The organism is Photobacterium lucens, from assembly GCF_009873615.1.
GTDB classification, from domain to species: Bacteria; Pseudomonadota; Gammaproteobacteria; order Enterobacterales; family Vibrionaceae; genus Photobacterium; species Photobacterium lucens.
On sequence record NZ_SSMG01000210.1, the window covers coordinates 1 to 4,004 of the forward strand.

Below are 4,004 nucleotides of genomic sequence, written 5' to 3' on the forward strand. Positions count from 1 at the left end.
CGCTATAAATTTAATATTGATAAAAACATTTTTCTGAATAAATTAGACGAGTGACTTAGTGAAATTGTATGGCTAAGCACTCGTTTTTATTTACTTATTATTTTCACTATCAGTTTCATCTCTCAGTCACAGCGTTGTTATCTAATCGTCACATTGCACTCATATTGTAGTTCTTAGTGGTCTATACCAATTAAGGAAGCAGTAAGGTATGCATAACGACAGTCATTTCCAACCATTTTGGTTCTCAGAAGCGTTAAAACAAGAGTCTGATAATACTGTAAATTCACTTAAACATGATATTCAAACGGACGTATGTATTGTTGGTGGTGGTTATACAGGCTTGTGGACAGCGATTCAGCTTAAACAACAACAGCCTAAACTAGATATTGTGATTATTGATAAAGGCTTGTGTGGTAGTGGTGCTTCAGGTCGAAATGGTGGTTGTATGCTGACATGGTCGACCAAATATACATCAATGAAAAAGCTTTACGGTGAACAAGAAGCTGTAAAGTTAGTACGTGCCTCAGAACGTGCTGTTTACGAAATTGCTGATTTTTGCGAAACACATAATATTGATGCTGATTTGCGTGTTAATGGCACTTTATATACAGCAACGAATAAAGCTCAACAAGGCTCTATGGATGGTGTATTAGAGCAGTTATCTAAGCATGAAGTGAATAGCTGGAAACAGTGGCAACGAGAACGTGTTCAGCAAGAAGCGGGCTCAGCATTACACTGCGAAGGCTTTTATTCACCGGCAGCAGCAAGTGTACAGCCTGCGTTGTTAGCGCGTGGTTTAAAACGTGTTGCCGAGGGAATGGGGATCAAGATTTATGAAAATACCCCAATGGAGAATATTAGTACTGAAATTCCGATTACGATCACCACGCCAGAAGCTGATATTTTTGCAAAGAAAGTTGTACTTGCGCTCAATGCATGGATGTTAGAGCAGTTTCCACAATTTAAACGTAATGTGGTGCTGGTGAGCTCTGATATGGCGATCACCCAGCCGATCCCAGAGAAGTTGAATACCATGGGTTTGAAAGACGGTAAAACCGTGATTGACTCTCGTATCTTTGTTCATTACTACCGTTCAACGTCAGATGGACGTTTAATGTTAGGTAAAGGCGGTAATTATTTCTCTTTTGGTAATAAAATCAGCAAGGTGTTTGACTCTCCGAGTCGCTATACGAACTTGTTGCGTAACTCTTTTAATAAATTATTTCCGAGCCTCGAAAAAGAGAAGTTTGCAGCAACATGGACAGGGGCTTCCGATCGCTCAACGACGGGATTACCCTTTTTTGGTCACCTTAATGATAACCCTAATATTGTTTATGGCTTGGGATATTCTGGTAATGGGGTTGCTCAAACATGGATTGGTGGGCAGATCTTATCGTCATTAGTATTAGATCTAGATAATGGATGGAGTCGATGTGGATTAGTGTCTGGGCCGAAAGGGAGTTTCCCACCTGAGCCTATTCGTTGGTGTGGTGCGATGATGGTACGTGATGCTATTCGACGTAAAGAGAATGCGGAAGATAACGGCAAAGCACCATTCTGGTTAGATAAGCAATTAGCCAAGTTTGCAAATGCAGCAGGAAAGGCAGATAAAGCATAAGTTGCAATGAATTGAAGTAAGATAAAGAAAAGGCTTGTTCTCGTATATGGCGAGTAACAAGCCTTTATTGTTTTTATCGTAGAAAGATTAACCAGCAGCGACGTTATCTTCTGGGTATTTCAACAAGGTTGGTTTAGGGCGCGCTAACATATATGCCAATGTTAATGGACCTAAACGACCGATGATCATCACGATAATCATGATGTATTTACCCGGCTCGGATAAGGTTGCGGTTAAACCTGCAGTCACACCTACGGTTGCGAACGCTGAAATAGTTTCAAACATTACTTCGTAGAATGGTGCTTTTTCTGTGATCATTAACGCGAACATTGCAATGGTTAGAACAATACCACTGACAACGATGATAGCTAATGATTTGGTGACCGTTTGGTTGGAGATGGTGCGCTTAAATAACACGACACGGTCACGTTGTTTTAGGAACGACCAGGTAGCCAAAATAGCGACAACAAACGTCGATACTTTAATACCACCACCTGTCGAGGTTGAACCAGCACCAATTAGCATCAGTAGCATCATGATCAATAAACCCGGTTGAGTAAATTGACCAATATCGACGCTATTAAAGCCAGCTGTACGGGCAGTCGCAGACTGGAAGAATGCAGCTAACCATTGCCCCGATTCATCAAGGGAACCTAAAGTATGGCTATTGTGGTGTTCTAATAGCCAAATCATCACTGTACCGACAAAAAGTAATACAGGGGTTGCAATGATCATGATTTTTGAATGCAGTGATAAGAAGTGAAAACCACGATGGGCATTACGCTTAATATCCGAAATTACTGTAAAACCAAGGCCACCAAAGATGAACAAAGATGCGATGGTGATGATGACGAGAGGATCATCCACATAGCGAGTTAAACCATCAGAAAATAGCGAGAAACCAGCGTTATTAAAGGCTGAAATAGAGTGGAATACAGCAAAGAATAAGCCTTGCTCCCAGCCCATTTGTGGTACCCAACGAATGGATAAAAAGAACACACCGATAAGCTCACAAACCAATACAAAAATAATGATGTGTTTAACTAAGCGACGAATATTGGTGAACTTCTCTTGGCCCAATTGTTCTTTGGTTAGTGCTTGTTGGCGTAGGCTTAAACGTAAACCAAACATATAGAGTAGGACTGCTGATAATGTCATTTGTCCTAAACCGCCAATTTGCATTAAGAACATCAGCAAGATTTTTCCGCTAATAGAAAAATGCGAGCCTGTATCAACCACACCTAAGCCTGTTACGCTGATCGCTGACGTTGCTGTAAATAATGCATCAGTAAAACTGAGCCCTGAAACAGAAAATACAGGTAATGTCAGTAAAATCGCAGCAGGGACTAAAATCGCTAAAAAGCTAAAGATGATGATCTTAGGCTCAGACCATCGTTTATCGCGATTTTCCGTTTTAATAGGGACATACATGCCCCTGTTAGGAATAAAACTCATAGTTTTCTTAAGGTTTCAGTTAGGACGTTTTCAGGGCCTGTTAGGATTAAGATATCGCCAACTTGTAGCTCAGTATCCATATCAGGAGCTTTACGTACTTCAGGACCACGTTTTAGTGCAAGGACTTGAGTTGACTTATGACCTGCGCAAGGGTGCTCAGACAGCTTGCGTCCCATATTCTTCGCAGTAACAACCACTTCAGCCAGTGAAATACCACTGCCTAGTTCTGAAAATTCGAAAATGCGTTTATCGAGCATATTACGTGCGATACGAATACCCATATCACGTTCAGGACGAATGATTTTATCAGCACCAATTTTTGATAAAATTTTGCTATGCGGCGTATCTTTGGCTTTCACCCATACCGTTTTAACCCCCGCTTCTTTTAATAGCAGAGTAGTAAGAATGCTCGCGTTAACATCATCACCGATAGAAACCATTACCAGATCATAATCATCCAGTTTTAGTTCAGAAATCGTTGCTTCGTTTGAGCAATCAGCAACAACAGCCTGAGTTGCAATATCTGCTGCTTTACGTACACAGGTTTCATCAATATCAATAGCCAATACTTGTGCACCACGCTCACTGAGCTCTTCACACAGTGACATGCCAAATCGACCAAGACCAATAACGGCAAATTGTTTATCTTCAGGACTCATTGTTTTTCCCCAAACTGTTTTAGTGTAGCGTTTTAATTGTTTTGTTGTTGATTCAAAGAGCATCTTTCTCAAAATACTGTAAGGACTATGGACGTTAATCAGTAGCTTTGCCTACACTCAGCTACCAAGAGCACACAGTCGTTACACATTTCCAGTGACTAAAATAGATCGTGAATACTGCTAGTATTTTATTTGTAATACAAGAGTAGGGGAGATGAAGCGATAAAAATAGCGAACTTCAAGATTAACCCAACTTGTTATAACAGCATGAA

3 protein-coding genes are annotated in these 4,004 nt (G+C 40.6%); 1 reads left to right on the forward strand and 2 read right to left on the reverse strand.

The genetic code is table 11. From position 1 onward, the window contains the following. Positions 1-208: 208 nt before the first annotated feature. The gene (locus E5A76_RS09670) at positions 209-1,618 is read left to right on the forward strand and encodes an FAD-dependent oxidoreductase (protein ID WP_161118799.1); all 1,410 of its coding nucleotides are present in this window, start codon (positions 209-211) and stop codon (positions 1,616-1,618) included. 87 nt (positions 1,619-1,705) lie between these two features. On the opposite strand, the gene E5A76_RS09675 is transcribed toward E5A76_RS09670, so the two are convergent. Together E5A76_RS09675 and E5A76_RS09680 are read right to left on the reverse strand one after the other, a co-directional pair. After that, positions 1,706-3,049: a TrkH family potassium uptake protein gene (locus E5A76_RS09675; protein ID WP_392397313.1), complete on the reverse strand. Its 1,344-nt coding sequence runs from the start codon at positions 3,047-3,049 to the stop codon at positions 1,706-1,708. Between the two features lie 20 nt (positions 3,050-3,069). Beyond that, the gene (locus tag E5A76_RS09680; protein WP_053989451.1) at positions 3,070-3,732 is read right to left on the reverse strand and encodes a potassium channel family protein; all 663 of its coding nucleotides are present in this window, start codon (positions 3,730-3,732) and stop codon (positions 3,070-3,072) included. Positions 3,733-4,004 lie beyond the last annotated feature (272 nt).

Bases quoted from the DNA above. Each gene is read 5' to 3' on its own strand.
- E5A76_RS09675 (WP_392397313.1), bottom strand. From the start codon at position 3,049: ATGTATGTCCCTATTAAAACGGAAAATCGCGATAAACGATGGTCTGAG.
- E5A76_RS09670 (WP_161118799.1), top strand. From the start codon at position 209: ATGCATAACGACAGTCATTTCCAACCATTTTGGTTCTCAGAAGCGTTA.
- E5A76_RS09680 (WP_053989451.1), bottom strand. From the start codon at position 3,732: ATGAGTCCTGAAGATAAACAATTTGCCGTTATTGGTCTTGGTCGATTT.